Here is a 16979-nt window from a genome sequence, read left to right on the forward strand (position 1 = left end):
CCGAGTGCCGGCCTCAGCCGACGTACTCAGGGTGGCCTGACGGTCGCTGCGTTCGTGCTCATACCGCTGATAGCCATCCTTGGGAGTGACAGTTTTCGCGCAGCGCTCGACTTCACCACCGGGGTGCTGTCGCTGGTCTCGCTCACCGCGTCCATCGCGTGGGGCCTGATCGCGACGGACCGGCTGCTGCTGTCCCCGCGCCACCGGCTGCTCGCCCAGGCGATCCACCGCGGCACGGCGACGGCCTCGCTCGGCTTCCTGCTGCTGCACGCAACGGTGAAGGTGTCCCTCGGCCATGTGGCACTGATCGGCGCTCTCATCCCGTTCGGGCTGGGCGTCACGGGCACGGACGGCCTGATCGGCATGGGCTCACTGGCCGGTCTGTTCATGGTGATCGCGGGCGCGACGGGCGCGATGCGCAGCGCCCTGGCAGGCAACATCAAGGCCGCGGGCCGCTGGCGCGCCCTGCACATGCTGGCCTATCCGGCCTGGTGCTTCGCTCTGATGCACGGCCTGTACGCCGGCCGTCCGGCGGCGACCTGGGTGACGACGATGTACTGCCTGGCCCTCGCGAGCGTCACCGGCGCCGTGTCCGTACGGCTGCTCCCGCGTCAGGTGCAGCGCCGTATCGCCGACAAGATCCTCGCGCTGACCGGCCGTCGTGCGGGCGCCGGCCGCGCCGAGGAGCCGGGGCTGCGGGACATGGCGACCTCGCCCCTGCCCGGTTCGACAGGGGTGACCGCGCCGGTCGGCCTCAACCGGATGAACGGCATTCCCACGCAGCGCCCGGTCGAGGCCGAGTTCCAGCGCCAGTCCGCGTTCGGACAGCCGCGCAGGCAGCCGCGGCTCGAAGCACCCTCGCCCCAGCTGTACGAGGCACCTCCGCCGCCCGAGGCCGAGCCCGTCGTCGGCGCCGGTGGTGTCGGCGCGGGCACCGGGATCTCGGCCGCCTACCGCGCGGTGTCCCTCGGGGGCGATCCGAACGCCCCGCTCGCCGAGCGCATCCCCATGACCGAGGAGATACCGGTGGTGTCGGAGGACGGCCCCGCCCCGGGCATGTGGCCGACCCCCTCGCCCCCTCGGCCCGCCCAGGCCTATCCGGCCGAGCCGGTTCCGCCGCCCGCCACCCCGTCGTACGACACCCCCGCGTACGACCCCACGGCCTTCGGCACCCCGGCCGCCGCCGCACCCCCGCCCGGGCCGGCCTACGACACCGGGTCCTTCCCGACCCCGTCCTACGACACCGGCTCCGTCCCCACCCCGACGTACGACACCGGCTCGTTCACCGCGCCGGCGTACGACACGGGGACCTTCCCCACCCCGTCCTACGGCTCCGGGTCGTTCACCACCCCGACCTACGAGAGCCCTCTCTACGACCCGCCCGCCACGTCCCCGTACGAAGCAACTCCCTCCCCGTACGACACCGGTAATCCCACCACGTACGACGAAACCCAAGCGATGCCCGGACCGCTCTTTCCGCCTCCGGCCGGAGAGCCCTGGAACGCGCCCGCAGGAGACCGACCTTGAACGCCCCCCTCCCCGATGTCCCCGAGGTCCGCGTCGTCGGCCTTCCCCAGCTGACCCAGGGGTTCGACCTGGTCGAGCGCCTCGATCTCCAGATGCACCTCAAGGTGCACGGTCCGCTGGAACCGATGACCGGCGAGCGGCTCGCCCAGCTCGCCGAGGAGATAACCCTGCGCGGCCGAGGCGGCGCGGGATTCCCCTTCGGCCAGAAGCTGCGTGCCGTGGCCAAGTCCGCCATCCGGCGCGGGGTGCGGCCCGTCGTCGTGGTGAACGGCAGTGAGGGCGAGCCGGCCTGCCGCAAGGACACCGTTCTGCTCAACCGCGCTCCCCATCTGATCCTGGACGGGGCGCTGCTGGCGGCCGAGGCGCTCGGGGCACGCACCCTGGTCGTCGCGGTGACCCGCAACTCCACGGAGATGTCGATGCGCGCGGCTCTCGCCGAGCGCGGTCTGTCCGACCGGCGTGGACAGCAGCTGCGCGCACGCATCGTCCGCACGCCCGAGCGCATGGTCTCCGGTGAGGCCTCCTCGGTCATCCGCGCGGTCAACGGCGGCCCCGCCCTGCCGCCCGGCCGCCGTGAGCGCGCGTCCGACACCGGCGTCGGCGGCGCCCCGACCCTGCTGTCCAACGCGGAGACGTTCGCGCAGCTCGCCATCGGCGCCCGTATCGGATCCCGCCGCTACAGCAACACCGGCGTGGGCTCGGAGCCCGGCACGGTCATGCTCACCATCTCCGGCGCGGTGGCGCGCCCCATGGTCGTCGAGGTCCCCACGGGTGTCCCCCTGCGGTACGTCCTCCAGCTCGCGGGCGCCCCGCCGCTGCCCCAGGGCGTCCTGACCGGCGGCTACCACGGCAACTGGATCGACTCGGTGGCCGTCCACGAATCGGTCGTCTCGCGTGAGTCGCTGGCGGCCGTGGGCGGCTCGCTGGGCGCGGGAGCCATCCTGCCCATCGGGCCGGAGACCTGTCCGCTGGGCGAGGCGCTGCGGGTGGCCAACTGGCTCGCCGCCGAGACGGCCGGCCAGTGCGGCCCCTGCAAGCTGGGACTGCCCGCCGCGGCCGGCGGTCTGGCGGACGTCATGAACGGCGGCGGCCCGGCCGCCCTGGAGGCGCTGCGCGAGGTGACGCAGGCCGTGAAGGGCCGCGGTGCGTGCAAGCACCCCGACGGTTCGGCGCGGTTCTTCGCCTCGACCCTGTCGGCCTTCACGGACGATCTGGCGGCCCACGTGCTCCACGGCGGCTGCGGCCGCGAGACGACCGGTGTGCTGCCGCTTCCGCTGCCCGGGTACGAGGAGGCCGAAGAGTCGATCCCGAGCGGCGAGAAGGTCTTCATCGACTGGACGCTGTGCCAGGGCCACGGGCTCTGCGCGGACATCATCCCGGAGCTGATCCGGCTCAACCCCGACGGCTATCCGTCGGTGGCCGACGCGGTCGTTCCGATGCACATGCGCGGGCGCGCGGAGCGGGCCGTACGACGGTGCCCGGCGCTGGCGATGCGCATCGAGCAGACGGCGGCTCCGGCTCCGAAGGCCCGGGCCGAGCTGCCCGCTCCGAACCGCAAGGCCCTCGGCAGCGGCCGCGGTTGACGGACGGGAGAAAGGGAGCGGGCGACCCGATCGGGTCGCCCGCTCCCTTCTCGTCACTCACCCGGACAAGCGGACGAGAAGTCCCGCACAACAGAAGATCCCGCCGGCCGTGACGGCCTGGCGGGATCTTCCGAATGATCGTTCTGTGGAGCTAAGGAGAATTGAACTCCTGACCTCCTGCATGCCATGCAGGCGCTCTACCAACTGAGCTATAGCCCCGTGCGATGTGCCGCCTTGATCGAGGGTTTCCCCCGCGGCGACGTCGACAACATTAACGCCCTCCACAGCGCTTCACCAAATCCTTTCCGGTCTGCACGGATGAGGGCGGTAACGTCCCCCTTCGTGACCGTGATCGCGCTGCTCCGTGCCCGCCGCCACACCCTCACGGCCGCGTCGGTCTGTCTGCTCTCGTTCGCGGCCTTCTGGGCGGCCCAGCGTGCGGCCGGCGTCTCGATGATCGACCTGCTCGTCTACCGGGCCGAGGGGACGGCCGTACGGCAGGGGGCCGACCTCTACGCGCTGCGCGTCACCGAGGCTGGCCTGCCCATGACGTATCCGCCGTTCGCCGCCCTGCTGTTCACCCCGCTCACGCTGGTCGGCGTCCCGGAGATGCGCGCTCTGGTCACGGCGGGGAATCTGCTGCTGCTCGTCGCACTCGCCGCACTGTCGCTGCGCCTCACCCACCCGCACGCCGACCGGCGCACGGGCACGCTGTGGGTGGCCGCGGCCGCCGTGTGGTGCGAGCCGGTGTGGACGACGCTGCGATACGGCCAGGTCAATCTGCTGCTGGCGGTCGCAGTGCTGTGGGACGTCACCCGCCGAGCGGGGTCCCGGTGGGCGGGCGTCGGTATCGGCCTCGCCGCCGCGGTGAAGCTCACACCCGCGCTCTTCGCCGTGTTCGCACTGATCACGGCGGTGGCTCTGGCCCGCCGGACGGGACGGAGCATGTGGCTGCGGCAGGCGGCGACCGCGGCGGCGGCCTTCTTCGGTGCCACGCTCGCGACCGCGCTGCTCCTCCCCCACGACTCGCGGCGCTACTGGACGTCGGCGGTGTTCGCGGCCGGCCGGGTGGGCCACGCCGAGGACACGGCCAACCAGTCGCTGCGCGGGGTGCTCTCGCGACTGCTGCACACACCCGATCCGGGGCCGTGGTGGCCTCTGACAGCCGCTCTCGTCGCCGCGGCGGGCCTCGCCATGGCCGTGAGCGCCGCACGGCGGGAGAACCACGCCTGCGCGGTCGTCATCGTCGGGGTGACCGCGCTGCTGATCAGTCCTGTCTCCTGGTCGCACCACTGGGTCTGGTGCGTGCCTCTGGTGCTCGCGCTCGCGGCGTGCGGCAGGACGGGATGGGCGGCGACGGTGGGGCTGGTGTTCTGCTCGTACGCGCTGTGGTGGGTGCCGCACGGCGAGCACCGGCCCGAACTCGGCCAGAACAGTGGCCAGATGGCCCTCTCGGCGCTCTATGCGCTGGCGGCCGCGGCAGCCGCGGTCACGCTGTGGCGAACGAGTAGAACCGCTTCAGTGTGCAGTGCTCGTCGAGAAGTCGGCCGTAGATCGGCTCGCCTTCCAGTTCCCGGTACGTCTCGATCGGGTCGCCCTTTATGATCAGCGCCCGCGCGCACTCCTCGCACCAGTACTGGTAATCAGGATTGACCGGATCCATGTCCCGGACGATGGGCGTACCACTGCCGCACCAGTCGCATTTACGCCTGTGTGCACCCATCACTCAGCTCCAGCTGTGGCCGCAGGACGTGCACACGTAAGAAACTCCGCCGTTGTCGCCGAGGACCTGGGCAACATGCGCCGATCCGCAGGAAGGGCAGCTGAGGAGAGCGCGTATCTCCGCCGCGGCAAGCAGGTCATCGGCCTCCTTGCTCCTGCTGGCGGACATTGTGCTCTCCTTCCCATCCTGGCCGGTGTCCCCTCCGGCCGTCCGATTCTGCCACGGCATGGCAAGGGGGTCAGCGGCGTTTGCGTACGAGACCGGCCACAGAGCGCAAGATCACCGCGTACGCCGCTTCTTCCTGCCGCACGGCGGCGAGTGCGCGGGCGAGTGCGGGGCCGTGGGCGGGCGCGAGGCCCGCTCCGGCGCCCAGGGCGGTGGCGTACGGAAGAGGGCCGCCGTCGCTTCCGTTTCGCCGTGGCGCGGCCGGCCACGGACGCCCGCGCGGGGAGCGCGAACCCGCCCCGCACAAGGGCGCTTTGCACAAGTGTCGGCACGAAGCAGCGTCTCGTTCGCACCCGCCGGCAGCCGGAGCCGGCCAACTGCCCGGTGTGCGCGGGGAGTCCACGGAGTGGTGATCATGCCGTGCAGAGATGTGTGCCCGTCGGACGCCCGCGGGCAGACCGGGGTCTCGGGGAAACGCGAAATCCCGCCCTCGGACGAGGACGGGATCCGGATTGTGGAGCTAAGGAGAATTGAACTCCTGACCTCCTGCATGCCATGCAGGCGCTCTACCAACTGAGCTATAGCCCCGCGTGTTCTTCGCGCTCCGCGCTGCGAACAAGAAGAACTTTAGCCTGCGACCTGCCGGAAAGTGAAATCCGGGGGCCGGGGGCCCGGAGGCCGGACCGGCCGGCCGGTCATGGCCACGACGGACCCGTCCACAGGGGCCGCACGTCGTCGCCCGGGCCCCATTCGCGGTGGGTCAGTCGTCGTCGCCGAGGACCGGCTCGGGGAGGGTGCCGGCGTTGTGCTCCAGCAGCCGCCAGCCGCGCGCGCCCTCGCCGACCACCGACCAGCAGCAGTTGGAGAGGCCGCCGAGGCTCTCCCAGTGGTGCGACTCCAGGCCCAGCAGCCGGCCGATCGTCGTGCGGATCGTGCCGCCGTGGCTGACGACGACCAGGGTGCCGTTCTCCGGGAGCTTCTCCGCGTGGTGAAGCACCACGGGAGCGGCCCGGTCGGCCACCTCGGACTCCAGCTCGCCGCCACCGCGGCGCACGGGCTCGCCACGCTTCCAGGCCGCGTACTGCTCGCCGTACTGCGCGACGATCTCCTCGTGGGTGAGCCCCTGCCAGACACCGGCGTAGGTCTCCCGCAGAGCGGCGTCGTACGAGATGTCGAGAACGGTGATCTCGGCCAGCTCGGCAGCCGTCGCGGCGGCGCGCTGGAGGTCCGAGGAGATGATCGCGTCGGGCTTCAGCGAGGCCAGCAGCCGGGCGGCCCGGCGCGCCTGGGCGACACCGTCCTCGGTCAGCTCGATGTCCGTGGTGCCCTGGAAGCGTCGCTCCAGGTTCCACGCGGTCTGACCGTGTCGCCACAGGACGACACGGCGACCTGTGGCGCGCTTGCGGGGATCCGTGCCGTTCAGCTCAGCTCACCTTCCGGGTCGCCGGTGAGCCGGGCGTGCTCGTCGGCCTTGCCGCGGGTCTTCAGCGCGTCATCGGGCAGCGGCAGCTCGGGGCAGTCCTTCCACAGCCGCTCCAGGGCGTAGAAGACACGCTCCTCGCTGTGCTGGACGTGCACCACGATGTCGACGTAGTCGAGAAGGATCCAGCGGGCGTCGCGGTCCCCCTCACGACGGACCGGCTTCGCTCCGAGCTCCTTGTTCAGCCGCTCCTCGATCTCGTCGACGATCGACTTGACCTGGCGGTCGTTGGGGGCGGACGCGAGCAGGAAGGCGTCGGTGATCGACAGCACGTCGCTGACGTCGTAGGCGATGATGTCGTGCGCGAGCCGGTCGGCCGCCGCCTGGGCGGCGAGGCTGACGAGCTCGATGGAGCGGTCCGTGGCGGTCACAAGCAGGCTTTCGTCGGCGGTCTGATACCTGACAAGGGTCTCACGGACCACCGACAGCCCACGCCGTGATCATCACGTCGTGATCATCGCGTCACCCCGGGCGTCCCCCGGTCGGGCACGGCCCCGTCGGGCCGTGCGCGCGTCAGTCCTTCTCGAAGTCCTGGCCGAGGACGACGGTGACGTCGGCGTTCGCCGTGGCTGCGCCCTTCTTCACCGAGCTCTCCGGCAGTCCGAGCGTCTTGGCGACCTCGACGGCCTTGGCCTTCTGCGCCGCGTCCGCGTAGGTGACCGCCGAGGTGGACTCGGTGTCCGCCTTGCCGCTGTCGAGGACCGAGTAGCCGCCGTTGACCAGGGAGATCCGGGCGGTCTCGGTGGCCGAGGTGTCCCCTGTGCCGTTCTTGATGCCGACCCGTACGGCCGCGTCCTTGTCGGGCGCGGTCACCGAGCCGCCCAGGATGTCCTTGACGACGCTGCTGGACGCCTGCTGCGTGAGTGTGCCGTCCTCCTGGACCGGCAACAGGGCGGTCTTGTAGTCGCCGCCCTTGGCGCGCTCGGCGAGCTTGGCGAGCGATGCGCCGAGGTCCTTCTCGGTCAGCGACGGATCGAGGATCTGCGCCAGCGTCTCCACCGTGACGGTCGCGGAGCCCGGCTCGTCGGGGAACTTCTTCAGTACGGCCTGCATCACCTGGCCGAAGCGCTGCAACTGCTTGGCCTCGGCCTCGCCGGGTGCCAGGTAGGTGGCGTAGGCAACGGCCGCCCGCCCGTTCAGGGTCTGGTTCTCACCCTTCTTCACGAGCGGCGCCTCGCCCTTCTTGGCGCCGGGCACCTGCGCGTCGGTGGTCAGGTCGATCGTGCCGACCAGCTCCACCAGATTCTCGAGATACGGGGTGTCGAGGCGCCAGGTGCCGGTGATCTTCGCGCCGAGGAGGGAGCCGACGGCGTCGCGGGTGCCCGTCGAGCCGTCGTCCTCCACGGACTTGCCGAGCGTGGTGGTGGTCCCGTCGTCGTTGCCGACCGAGAGGGAGTTGGGGAGGAGGACGGTGGTTCCCTGCTTGGTCGTGACGTTGTCGACGAGGAGAGCCGTCGAGGTGCCCTGCTTCTTGGTGTTGTGCAGATGCACCACGATGACGTCGCGCTTCTGCGGGCCGGCGGCGGCGGTGTTCCCCTTCTCGCCGTCCGAGAGTCCGGGGATCTTGCCCGCGTACCAGAGGTAGCCGACTCCGCCCACGACGACGAGCGCCAGGGCGACGACGAGGCCCACGACGCGGTTGCGGCCGCGGCGCTTGGCCTCCTCGCGCCGCTCGGAGCGGCTCTCGGTGAACTTCAGCCAGTCGATGACATCTTCGGAGTCCTCGTCGGGCTCCTCGATGAAGGAGAACTGTTCGGTGCGGTAGTCCCGGTCGTCGTCGGGCCTGCGCTGACCGGGCACACCCGGCTCGGGCGCCGCCTCGGGCTCCGGCGCGGTCCTGGTGGGCGGCTCGGGGGACGGCTGCTGCTGCGGAACGGTCCACTGCTGCGTGGTGTCGACGGCCGCGGGCTGCTGCCCCGTGTCGTATCCGTAGCCGTATCCGTCGTAGCCGTACCCCTGCCCGGCCCGGTTCTGTTGCTGCTGGGGGGCCTGGGCGTAGGGGTCGTACGACGGGGGCTGTGCCGTGCCCTGCTGCTGGTACTCCGCGTACGGGTCGTACCCGTATCCCTGCTCGCCGCCCTGCTGCTGAGGGTGCTGCTGCTGGGAGGGCTGTTGCTGAGTGTGCTGCGTTTGCTGCTGCGCGTAAGGGTCGTACTGCTGGGGCTGCTGGTAGACCGGCTGCCCGTACTCGTCGTAGCCGATGATCTGCGGCTGCTGGTAGTACGGGTCGTAAGGATTCTGCTGGTCGTTCACCGGTGCCCCTCTCCGTGGCTCATTCGCCGCGGTACAACTGGCGCTTGTCGATATAGCGCACCACACCGTCCGGCACCAGGTACCAGACCGGATCGCCCTTCACGACTCTCGCCCGGCAGTCGGTCGAGGAAATCGCCAGCGCCGGAATCTCCACCAGGGAGACTCCGCCCTCGGGCAGCCCGTCGTCCGTCAGATCGTGTCCCGGCCGGGTCACTCCGATGAAATGGGCGAGCGAGAACAGCTCGGAGGCGTCGCGCCACCCGAGGATCTGGGAGAGGGCGTCGGCGCCGGTGATGAAGAACAGATCCGCGTCGGCGTTGAGATTGCTCAGATCCCGCAGGGTGTCGATCGTGTACGTCGGCCCCGGCCGGTCGATGTCGATCCGGCTCACGGAGAACTGCGGGTTGGACGCCGTGGCGATGACCGTCATGAGGTAGCGGTCCTCGGGCGGGGACACCACCTTGTGACCCTTCTGCCACGGCTGTCCGGTCGGCACGAAGACGACTTCGTCCAGGTGGAACAGGGAGGCCACCTCACTGGCGGCCACCAGGTGTCCGTGGTGGATCGGGTCGAAGGTTCCGCCCATGACGCCGAGTCGACGCCTGCCGGAACCGGAACCCGTAGCCACTTCCTGCTCTCCCATGCGTGCAGAGCCTACTGGCACCTCCGGCCGGCCAGGCCTCAGCGGTCGCGGTTGAAGCGGGTGGTGATCCACAGCAGCAGAAGCAGCGCGAGGAAGGCGCCGCCACCGGTGAGATACGGACTGAGGCTCTCGTGGTTGCCGCCGTGCTCGGCGCCCTCGGCGAGAGTGACCAGGTTGGCGGCGGTGCTGGCGAGGCTCATCTTCAGCAGGACCCTTATCGATCGGGAGTCGGAGCTCGGGATTCGGAACAAACAGGGGAACAGCGGGGACATCGGAAACAGAGCGAAGAGACTTCGGGCACATCGTATGCGGGCCACCCGGGCACGCTCACGCCGACTCAGTCGTTCTCGGTGTCGTCGGCGCCGTTTCCGCGGTAGCCGCGCAACAGGAACCAGGCGAGCAGTGCGGCTCCGACGATCGACGCGATCAGGGCCACGCGCAGGGTGTTGCCCGGTCCCTGCTGCCCGGCCGCTGCGGCGAGCAGTGCGGCGGTGTCCGGCATGTCGGGTGCACTCCTGACTCCGAAGTTGTCCACAGCCCCCGGCACACGGTAATCCCAGCACCTACGCTGGGGTCCGTCAGGGGGACGAGCGAACGATTCGTAACGCGGACCATCAGGTCAACAGGGGGCTTGAATGAGCGAAAGCAATCACGAGAACGTGCCGAGCAGGCAGCGCAAGCGCTTCGCGGGCATCTCTTCTCGGGCGTACGAACATCCCGCGGACCGCTCCGCGCTGGTCGCCCTGCGCAAGCTGAGCGGCTTCGACACCGTCTTCAAGGCGCTGAGCGGGCTTCTGCCGGAGCGCAGCCTGCGGCTGCTGTTCCTCTCCGACTCGGTGCGGGTGAGCGACGCCCAGTTCGCGCACCTCAACACCATGCTGCGGGACGCCTGCTACATCCTGGACCTGGAGAAGGTCCCGTCGATGTATGTGGCGCAGGACCCGAAGCCCAATGCCATGTGCATCGGCCTGGACGAGCCGATCATCGTGGTGACCACCGGTCTGGTGGAGCTGCTGGACGAGGAGGAGATGCGGGCGGTCGTGGGCCACGAGGTGGGCCATGCCCTCTCCGGCCACTCCGTGTACCGCACCATCCTGCTGTTCCTCACGGGCCTGGCACTGAAGGTCGCGTGGATCCCGCTCGGCAATGTGGCGATCATGGCGATCGTGACTGCGCTGCGCGAGTGGTTCCGCAAGTCGGAGCTCTCCGCCGACCGGGCCGGACTGCTCGTCGGTCAGGACCTTCAGGCGTCGATGCGCGGCCTGATGAAGATCGCCGGTGGCAACCATCTGCACGAGATGAACGTCGACGCCTTCCTCCAGCAGGCCGAGGAGTACGAGGCCGGCGGCGACCTGCGCGACTCCGTGCTGAAGATCCTGAATGTGCTGCCCCGGTCGCACCCCTTCACCACGGTCCGCGCGGCCGAGCTGAAAAAGTGGGCCGAGAGCCGCGACTACCAGCGGATCATGGACGGCCACTACCCGCGGCGCGACGAGGACAAGGACGCCTCGGTCGCCGACTCGTTCCGCGAGTCCGCTTCGCACTACGCGGACACGGTGCGGACGAGCAAGGATCCGCTGATGAAGCTGGTCGGCGACATAGCCGGCGGTGCGGGCGACCTGGGCGGGAAGCTCCGCGACAAGTTCACCGGGGCGAACGGCTCGGGCGGCGGCTCGGGTTCGAGCGACACCAAGGGAACCGGCGCCGGCGGCGCCGAGGCCTGACGCCGGTCGACCGAGCGGGGGCGACGGGACGGGGACGGGGACGGGCAGGAGACGGACCGGATGGTGGCCGGGGGTCCGGACCTGGCGCCGCAACGGGGCCCGCGCCCGGACCGCCCTCGGAGTCGGTACCTGAGTCGAGTGGGCCCTCGGAGCCGGCGCCTGGAGGCCTGCCGACGCCGACGCCGGGAGAGCGCGTGCCCGGAGTCGAGCCGGCCCGGAGAGCGGGTGCCCGGAGTCGAGCCGGCCCGGAGAGCGGGTGCCCGGAGCGGGTGCATGGAGAGCGGGTGCCCGGAGCCGGAGAGCGCGTGCCCGGTGCGGGTGCTCGGAGCCGGAGAGCGGGTGCCCGGAGCGGGTGCCTGGAGCTGGTACCCGGAGCCGGGCGCCCCTCGTGCGGCCGCCGGCTCCCTCACTACCCGTGAGGGCTGCCAGCCCCTCAGGGGGTCGGCTGGGCGCTCGGCGACAGGGAGCCGCACAGGGCCCCCGTGGTCTGTCCCGTCGCGTACGGGTCCGTGCCCGCCGGGGCGCCCGCGCCGGCCCGCTGTCCGGCGAGCAGCGGCCGCAGCGTGCCGGAGGCGTCGTCCGAGCAGGCCTGCGGTCCCGCCTGGACGGAGCTGACCATCAGCTCCGCGCGGTGCTGACGCAGGTCGTCTCGGTCGAAGCGCAAGCGCAGCTCGCGGCGGACGGTGAACAGCGAGGCCTCACCGGCCTTCGCGCCGTTCGTCACCGTCGGGCGCAGCGCGTAGGCGAAGGTGTGGTCCGACGTCACCTCCAGGGCGTCGGGTCCCACCTCGGCTATCCGCAGGGTGCCCCGGACCCGCACCTCGGGGTCGGCCAGGGCCACCTTCGCCGGATCGAAGCGCACCAGCCAGCCGGTGGCCGCGTGGTGGCCGTCGGCGACCGGCGTGGACATGCTCCGGTCGAACTGCATCTGCTGGTCGGGGTCGAGCAGCAGCCGCACCGGCCGCACCGCGCCGCCCGTCAGGACATCGGGATCCAGTGAGGACTGCACCAGGTAGTCCTTGGCGATGGTCAGCGCGGTCATCACCTGGCTCTCCGAGAAGTTTCTGGTGGGCCTTGCTCCCGGGAAGCTGATGCCGGAGGCGCCGACGCGGAAGTGCGCGGCGGGGCTGCGGGCGAAGAGCTGCGCCGCGTCGCCCCCGGGGACGGGCCCCTGGGGCGCGAGCGGGATGACGGTGATGCGCAAGGGCTCGGCCTGCTTCGTCGCAGGCGTTTGGTACGGGTGCCGCACACCCAGGTAGACGGCGGTGCCGAAGGCGATGGCGACCAGAAGGAGGAGCACCAGGAACTGCTTGGAGCCGTTCCTGCGCGACCAGCCGGGGAGGCTGCGCACAGCGCGTGCGTGATCGGCCATCCGCTCCTGCGCGGAGTACTCCTGAAGCCGCGCAGCACGTACGAACGATTCGTCGAAGACGACGGACCGGTACTCGTCCTCTCCACCGCCGGGGAGCCCCTCGGGTGTCCCCTCGGGCGGGTCTCCGCGACCAGCCATACTTTCAGGGTAGGTCTGCCGGGCCGTCAGTAAACGCGCTGCCGCTCGACAAACTCTGACGAGTTCTCACTCAGCCGTTCAGGTGACCACCCCGGGTGATCAGCGGCTGGTCAGGGGGTGCGGGGATCGGCGGACACCGCGGGCGCCGAATACTCGGCGGAGGCGGACGGGCTGCCGACGCGGTCCCCGACGGAGCCGTTCGACGGGGTCGCGTCGACGCCGGTCGTGGCGGGCGGGGGTACCTGGTCCTGGCGGTTGCCGGAAGCGCCCCGGTAGACGGCCGTGAAGGCGAGGGCGACCATCCCTATGCCCATCAGCAGCGCGAGGAGCCAGGCGACCGGACGGTGCCAGCGGGCGCTTCCGCGGTAGGGGCGCAGAGCCCCTCCGTGTCTGCCGTAGGGGCCGGCTTCCTCGTCGAAGTCTCGGCCGTCGCCGTCGTCGTAGCCGTACTCACGGCTGTAGGGGCTGTACCCGTCGTCGTAGAACTCTTCGTCGGGATGGCCCATCCCCGATCCGGCATGGGCCGCCTCTGCCTCGGCACGGGCCTGGGCGGCGGCGAGCAACCGCTCGACGGCGGTCGGCTCATGGATCTCGGCTGCCCTGACGAAGTCCTCGTCGAACACCACGGAGGCGAAGTCCTCGTCCGCGCCTCCGCGGTCGTCGTCGGGCTCCCAGCCGTCCGGGAACGGCCTGCCCCCCACGTCGTCCGGCACGGAATCAGAGTAGACCTGGCCGGTCGGTTTGGGCAGGCGGAAAGGGAAGGTTCCCCGCGGCGGTGAGGCAGCGCACGGCCCGCGACGGGCCGCGCCCTGACTACCGCGTGTGACCGTCTCCCGTGACGATGTACTTGGTCGAGGTCAGCTCCGGAAGCCCCATCGGGCCGCGGGCGTGCAGCTTCTGGGTGGAGATGCCGATCTCGGCGCCGAAGCCGAACTGGCCACCGTCCGTGAACCGGGTGGACGCGTTCACGGCGACCGTGGTCGAGTCGACCAACTGGGTGAACCGGCGCGCGGCCGCCTGCGAGGTGGTCACGATCGCCTCGGTGTGCCCGGAGGACCACAGCCGGATGTGCCCCACGGCCGCGTCCAGGGAGTCGACGACCGCAGCCGCGATGTCGTACGAGAGGTACTCGGTCTCCCAGTCCTCGGTCGTCGCGGGCACGACCTTGGCCTTGGTGACGTCGGCGTACTCCAGCACCCGGTCGTCTCCGTGCACGGTCACCCCCGCCTCGGCCAGCGCGTCCAGCGCGCGGGGCAGGAAGGCGTCCGCGATGTCCTGGTGGACCAGGAGGGTCTCGGCGGAGTTGCAGACGCTCGGCCGCTGCGCCTTGGAGTTGATGAGGATGTCGACGGCCATGTCGAGATCGGTCTCGGCGTCCACGTACACATGGCAGTTGCCGGTTCCGGTCTCGATGACGGGGACGGTGGACTCCTCGACGACGGTACGGATCAGACCGGCGCCCCCGCGCGGGATCAGCACGTCCACCAGACCGCGGGCCCGCATCAACTCCGTGACGGAGTCGCGTGATTCGCCGGGCACGAGCTGCACCGCGTCGGCGGGCAGCCCCGAGCCGCCGACCGCGTCCCGCAGGACGCGCACCAGCGCGGTGTTGGAGGAGATGGCCGAGGACGAGCCCCGCAGCAGGACGGCGTTGCCGGACTTGAGGCAGAGGGCGGCGGCATCCACGGTGACATTGGGCCGGGCCTCGTAGATGATCCCGACGACCCCCAGGGGGACGCGGACCTGACGCAGGTCGATGCCGTTGGGCAGGGTCGAGCCGCGGACCACCTCGCCGACGGGGTCGGGCAGCGCCGCGACATCGCGTACGTCGGCGGCGATCGCGCGCACCCGCTCGGGTGTGAGGGTGAGCCGGTCGATGACCGACTCGGCGGTGCCGGCCTCGCGGGCCCGGGCGACGTCCTCCGCATTGGCCTCGACGATCTCGGCCGTCCTCACCTCGAGGGCGTCCGCGATCGCCAGCAGCGCGTCGTCCTTCGCCGAACGCGGCAGCGGGGCGAGGTCGGCGGCGGCGCCGCGTGCCCGGTAGGCGGCCTTGGCGACCGGGGAGAGGTTGTCGTACGGCGAGAGCGGCGAGGACGTCGTCATACCCGCAGGGTAGTGCGCCCGCCGTCGCCGTCCGGCACGTATTCCGCACTGCGAGACAGAACGCCCGAAACCCCGTAGGGCCCGGCACGGACCGCGGCCCCGGAGCCTGCCGTACCCGGAGCCTGCCGTACCCGGGGCCTGGCGTATCCGGAGCCTGCCGCACCCGGAGCAGCGAGCCGGGCCCGGAGCCTCGCAGGGTGCCGCCTCGCAGGATGCCGGGCCCGAATCCCGGCTTGCACCGCGGCCCGGCAGGCACCGAAGCCCCGCATTCACCGCGGCCCCGCAGGCACCGAAGCCCCCGAACCGTCGCACCGTGCCCTGACCGGCACGGCCCGAAGTCTCAGAAGGGATGGACCCCCACCGGGGCCGCCGGCGGCGGGCCGTAGCCCTCCGCGATCCGCTGGTGGTAGGTCTGGCGGTCGATGACCTCCAGGCCGACGATCTCCCACGGCGGCAGCCTGGCACTCGACCGGTGCTCGCCCCACAGCCGCAGCGCCACCGCGGCGGCGTCGTGCAGGTCCCGCGCCTCTTCCCAGTAGCGGATCTCGGCGTGGTCGTTGGCATAGCGGCTGGTCAGCAGGAACGGATGGTCGTGCGCGAGCTGCTCGAGACCGCGTCTGACCTCCTTCAGCGGGGCTTCCGCACCGGAGACGCTGAGGGTGATGTGCCACAGCTTCGACTGCTCGCGGTCCTCGACACGGGAGTCCGACTCCGACTGCGGGCCCGCGGACCGCTCCGCCGTCTCCTCGGCGTCGTCGAAGTCGGCGCCCGCCTCGACGCTGGTCAGGGTCCGTTCCTCGCCCACAGCCCTACGGGCATGGGGGACGCCCCCGGTCCCTCGGGGCACATCCCCTGGGCGCGCTCGTCTCACCGGCGGCCTCCTGTTGCATGTGTCGTCCTGCAGTACCCCGCCATTCCTCCGCAACAAAGTTGACCAGTCCTGGGCGGAACGTGGGGCGCTTTTGGTGAAGGTCTCTGCCGGATGGCTGGACTTTCAGCCGTTTCAGGGGTGCAGCACGACCAGATCGTCCCTGTGTACGACTTCTCGCTCGTACGCCGGACCGAGCTCTTTGGCGAGTTCGCGGGTGGACCGGCCGAGGAGCTGGGGGATCTCCTTGGCGTCGAAGTTGACCAGTCCGCGGGCCACGGCGCGGCCCTCGCCGTCCCGCAGTTCGACCGGGTCCCCGGCGCTGAACTCGCCCTCGACCGCGGCGATTCCGGCCGGCAGGAGGGACTTCCTGCCGTGCACGACGGCCGTGACCGCGCCGTCGTCCAGGATCAGGGCGCCCTGCGGGGTCGAGGCGTGGGCGAGCCAGAGCAGCCGGTCCGCCGAGCGTCGCCCGGTGCTGTGGAAGTACGTCCCGGTCCCGCGGCCCGCGAGGGCGTCCGCGGCGCGGACGGCGGACGTGAGGACGACGGGGACGCCCGCCGCGGCGGCGATCCTCGCCGCTTCGACCTTGGTGACCATGCCGCCGGTGCCCACCCCGGCCTTGCCGGCCGAGCCGATCTGGACGTGCTCGATGTCGGCGGGGCCGTGCACCTCGTCGATGCGCGCGGTGCCGGGCCGGGAGGGGTCTCCGTCGTAGAGACCGTCGACGTCCGACAGGAGCACGAGCAGGTCGGCCCGGACGAGATGGGCGACGAGGGCGGCGAGACGGTCGTTGTCGCCGAAGCGGATCTCGTCGGTGGCGACGGTGTCGTTCTCGTTGACCACCGGGACGGCGCCCATGGCGAGCAGCTGGTCCAGGGTGCGGTAGGCGTTGCGGTAGTGGGCGCGCCGGCTGGTGTCGTCGCTGGTGAGCAGCACCTGCCCGACACGTACGCCGTAGCGCGCGAAGGAGGCCGTGTAGCGGGCGACCAGCAGTCCCTGGCCGACGCTGGCGGCCGCCTGCTGGCGCGCCAGGTCCTTGGGTCGGCGGGCGAGACCCAGGGGCGCGAGGCCGGCGGCGATGGCGCCGGAGGAGACGAGCACGATCTCCTTCTCGCCGGCGCCGCGGACCGTGGCGAGCACGTCGACGAGTGCGTCGACGCGGTCGGCGTCCAGTCCGCCGGACGCGGTGGTCAGCGAGGACGAACCGACCTTGACGACGATTCTGCGGGCCTGCGTTACCTGGTGTCTTGCCACTGTCACACGCCGAATCTATGTCAGGCCGCGCGACGGGTGCCTGTCCATTTCACCCGCTGGACAGGCACCTGGGCCGCCGGAGGGCCGGTGAACGCGCGGAGCCCGTACGGCGTGGTGCCGTACGGGCTCCGCGGACGGAT

The 16979-nt window shown here is 71.1% G+C and carries 16 protein-coding genes, 2 tRNA genes and 1 pseudogene; 4 read left to right on the forward strand and 15 right to left on the reverse strand.

Annotation, left to right across the window (positions count from 1 at the left end; genetic code table 11):
* The first annotated feature begins 54 nt into the window (after positions 1-54).
* Together ACQPWZ_RS12135 and ACQPWZ_RS12140 are read left to right on the forward strand one after the other, a co-directional pair.
* Positions 55-1527: a hypothetical protein gene (locus ACQPWZ_RS12135; RefSeq protein ID WP_405569627.1), complete on the forward strand. Its 1473-nt coding sequence runs from the start codon at positions 55-57 to the stop codon at positions 1525-1527.
* Positions 1524-3110, forward strand: coding sequence for a ferredoxin (locus ACQPWZ_RS12140; RefSeq protein ID WP_340473064.1), 1587 nt, complete (start codon positions 1524-1526; stop codon positions 3108-3110). The genes ACQPWZ_RS12135 and ACQPWZ_RS12140 overlap by 4 nt, the downstream gene beginning before the upstream one ends.
* Before the next feature lie 146 nt (positions 3111-3256).
* Here the strand turns inward: ACQPWZ_RS12140 and ACQPWZ_RS12145 are convergent.
* A tRNA-Ala gene (locus ACQPWZ_RS12145) sits at positions 3257-3329 on the reverse strand.
* A 99-nt stretch (positions 3330-3428) separates the two neighbouring features.
* Between ACQPWZ_RS12145 and ACQPWZ_RS12150 the strand changes: the two are divergent.
* Positions 3429-4619, forward strand: a pseudogene (locus ACQPWZ_RS12150) (glycosyltransferase 87 family protein); the annotation flags it as partial.
* Here ACQPWZ_RS12150 and ACQPWZ_RS12155 read toward each other — a convergent pair.
* The 9 genes from ACQPWZ_RS12155 to ACQPWZ_RS12195 all read right to left on the reverse strand — a co-directional run bounded on the left by ACQPWZ_RS12155 (position 4600) and on the right by ACQPWZ_RS12195 (position 9876).
* Positions 4600-4833 (reverse strand): hypothetical protein, encoded by a 234-nt coding sequence (locus ACQPWZ_RS12155; protein WP_030494108.1) that lies wholly within the window; start codon positions 4831-4833, stop codon positions 4600-4602. The pseudogene ACQPWZ_RS12150 and the gene ACQPWZ_RS12155 sit on opposite strands and share 20 nt — an antisense overlap.
* A gap of 3 nt (positions 4834-4836) precedes the next feature.
* Entirely contained in the window at positions 4837-5001 is a 165-nt protein-coding gene (locus ACQPWZ_RS12160; protein ID WP_340473065.1) for a hypothetical protein, read from the reverse strand.
* 512 nt (positions 5002-5513) lie between these two features.
* Positions 5514-5586 (reverse strand) — tRNA-Ala (locus tag ACQPWZ_RS12165).
* Between the two features lie 172 nt (positions 5587-5758).
* Complete coding sequence (locus ACQPWZ_RS12170) at positions 5759-6421, reverse strand: histidine phosphatase family protein (RefSeq protein WP_340477836.1); 663 nt, start codon at positions 6419-6421, stop codon at positions 5759-5761.
* On the reverse strand, positions 6418-6849 hold the full coding sequence (gene rsfS / locus ACQPWZ_RS12175; RefSeq protein ID WP_327686882.1) for a ribosome silencing factor: 432 nt from the start codon (positions 6847-6849) through the stop codon (positions 6418-6420). The genes ACQPWZ_RS12170 and rsfS overlap by 4 nt, the downstream gene beginning before the upstream one ends.
* A gap of 142 nt (positions 6850-6991) precedes the next feature.
* Positions 6992-8731, reverse strand: a complete 1740-nt coding sequence (locus ACQPWZ_RS12180) for an LCP family protein (protein WP_433571326.1) — start codon at positions 8729-8731, stop codon at positions 6992-6994.
* 19 nt (positions 8732-8750) lie between these two features.
* Positions 8751-9374: a nicotinate-nucleotide adenylyltransferase gene (gene nadD, locus ACQPWZ_RS12185; protein WP_313946362.1), complete on the reverse strand. Its 624-nt coding sequence runs from the start codon at positions 9372-9374 to the stop codon at positions 8751-8753.
* 38 nt (positions 9375-9412) lie between these two features.
* Positions 9413-9574 carry a hypothetical protein gene (locus ACQPWZ_RS12190; RefSeq protein WP_340473067.1) on the reverse strand — a complete coding sequence of 54 codons (162 nt, stop codon included), beginning with the start codon at positions 9572-9574 and terminating at the stop codon, positions 9413-9415.
* Between the two features lie 137 nt (positions 9575-9711).
* Positions 9712-9876, reverse strand: coding sequence for a hypothetical protein (locus ACQPWZ_RS12195; RefSeq protein WP_340473068.1), 165 nt, complete (start codon positions 9874-9876; stop codon positions 9712-9714).
* Positions 9877-10009: 133 nt separating this feature from the next.
* Between ACQPWZ_RS12195 and ACQPWZ_RS12200 the strand changes: the two genes are divergently transcribed.
* On the forward strand, positions 10010-11098 hold the full coding sequence (locus tag ACQPWZ_RS12200) for a M48 family metallopeptidase (RefSeq protein WP_433571327.1): 1089 nt from the start codon (positions 10010-10012) through the stop codon (positions 11096-11098).
* 433 nt (positions 11099-11531) lie between these two features.
* On the opposite strand, the gene ACQPWZ_RS12205 is transcribed toward ACQPWZ_RS12200, so the two are convergent.
* The 5 genes from ACQPWZ_RS12205 to proB form a co-directional block, all read right to left on the reverse strand.
* The gene (locus ACQPWZ_RS12205; RefSeq protein ID WP_340473070.1) at positions 11532-12608 is read right to left on the reverse strand and encodes a hypothetical protein; all 1077 of its coding nucleotides are present in this window, start codon (positions 12606-12608) and stop codon (positions 11532-11534) included.
* Positions 12609-12718: 110 nt separating this feature from the next.
* The gene (locus ACQPWZ_RS12210; RefSeq protein ID WP_356701747.1) at positions 12719-13321 is read right to left on the reverse strand and encodes a hypothetical protein; all 603 of its coding nucleotides are present in this window, start codon (positions 13319-13321) and stop codon (positions 12719-12721) included.
* 100 nt (positions 13322-13421) lie between these two features.
* Positions 13422-14714, reverse strand: a complete 1293-nt coding sequence (locus ACQPWZ_RS12215) for a glutamate-5-semialdehyde dehydrogenase (protein ID WP_383238469.1) — start codon at positions 14712-14714, stop codon at positions 13422-13424.
* Positions 14715-15054: 340 nt separating this feature from the next.
* Positions 15055-15585, reverse strand: a complete 531-nt coding sequence (locus ACQPWZ_RS12220) for a hypothetical protein (RefSeq protein ID WP_340473073.1) — start codon at positions 15583-15585, stop codon at positions 15055-15057.
* Positions 15586-15717: 132 nt separating this feature from the next.
* The gene (gene proB, locus ACQPWZ_RS12225) at positions 15718-16845 is read right to left on the reverse strand and encodes a glutamate 5-kinase (RefSeq protein ID WP_433571328.1); all 1128 of its coding nucleotides are present in this window, start codon (positions 16843-16845) and stop codon (positions 15718-15720) included.
* Between the last annotated feature and the right edge of the window lie 134 nt (positions 16846-16979).

Origin of the sequence: Streptomyces sp. CA-251247, from assembly GCF_050952975.1 — a bacterium.
In the GTDB taxonomy this organism is placed as follows: Bacteria; Actinomycetota; Actinomycetes; order Streptomycetales; family Streptomycetaceae; genus Streptomyces; species Streptomyces achmelvichensis.